At 57.9% G+C, this 1,154-nt stretch carries 2 protein-coding genes; one reads left to right on the top strand and one right to left on the bottom strand.

Annotated features, from left to right (window positions below; translation table 11 throughout):
- Nucleotides 1-358 (top strand): porin (locus P0D96_RS48020; RefSeq protein WP_408321347.1); only part of this gene is annotated, 358 nt, incomplete at its 5' end.
- 68 nt (nucleotides 359-426) lie between these two features.
- Here P0D96_RS48020 and P0D96_RS48025 read toward each other — a convergent pair.
- Nucleotides 427-714, bottom strand: coding sequence for a DUF4148 domain-containing protein (locus tag P0D96_RS48025; RefSeq protein ID WP_408321349.1), 288 nt, complete (start codon nucleotides 712-714; stop codon nucleotides 427-429).
- Nucleotides 715-1,154: the final 440 nt, after the last annotated feature.

Consider the following 1,154-nt stretch of genomic DNA (forward strand, 5'->3'; position numbering starts at 1 on the left):
CGTATACGTTGGCAACTTCACGAACACTCCGAGTAGCCTTAAGTTCGACAATTTCGAGCTCAACGCCAAGTATCAATTCACAAAGGCCGCGTATGTCGGTGCGATGTACAACTACACGATTGCCCATTTCAACAGCAGTGCAGGAAACTCAAAGCCGAAATACCAGCAGTTCGGCTTGATGGCGGACTACAACCTGTCAGTACGCACCGACGTCTATGTGCAGGGCTTGTACCAGCATGCATCGGGTGGGGGCGCAGTGTCGGCACCGTTGAATACCGCTTTTATAACTGGCGCGGACGCTCCGTCGTCGAGCGCCAATCAGCTACTCACACGCGTCGGCATCCGCCACACGTTCTAAGCGCCGCCGCTTTGCAGTTATCGGGCAGTGTGTGCCCGACAACCCGGCGCACGCATTGCTTCACTGGATCAGTTTGACATTGATTCTGAAGGGACGGCTGCCGGGCCGGCGGTCTTCGTCATGCTTGCGCCGTCGGCGCCGTGCCGGATTGAATAGATCTCTCGATTACGCGCGATAGCCTGTGCCGACGGCGGATAGTCCTCCTTGGCCGCCGGCACAAGGCCGTCTGCCTCGGCCTGCAGGAGTTGCGCGCGCACTTCGGCGCGCGTCAGCTCGCGAGGCGACGACTGGGCAAAAGCATTGGCGCCGAACGACAGGCTAAGGAGGGTGACAGCGAAAGAGGTAAGCAGTTTCATGGGGTTTCTCTCCGGTTAGCGGGCAATGAGTGGCTTGAACCACCATTCCCATTCTTCTCGTTCTGGCTGTCGGCGCACTGACTCCTGGATTACCGTTTTGTTAACTACACGCGGCATTGAGTGCATCTGCTTTGCAGCGCGTCCCTCGACGACGTGGCCTCAGTTAGTCGCTCGTGGCCTGCGAGGCGCTGTATGAGCTGTTGCATTAACTCTTTTTCATCTTCGCGCGAAAAGACTGCAAGAGACCCGCGTCTAACATCTTCCCTATAGAGACGTTATGACGAGGCGTATCGCGAGCCGACTGCGCGTTCGAGGTAGCGGTCGTTGGGCGCAGCACTCTGCCATTTTCACAGAAAGGAGCACACATGGGCACACCGAAGGACCGCGCAATCCCGGTAGGTCTGTCGCTGGTTGTCGACAACTCGCGGGCGGGAGAGAGT

The sequence above is a fragment of the Paraburkholderia sp. RL17-347-BIC-D genome, assembly GCF_046027915.1.
Classification (GTDB): Bacteria; Pseudomonadota; Gammaproteobacteria; order Burkholderiales; family Burkholderiaceae; genus Paraburkholderia.

Coding starts and splice junctions, on each gene's coding strand:
- P0D96_RS48025 (WP_408321349.1), bottom strand. CDS start 714: ATGAAACTGCTTACCTCTTTCGCTGTCACCCTCCTTAGCCTGTCGTTC.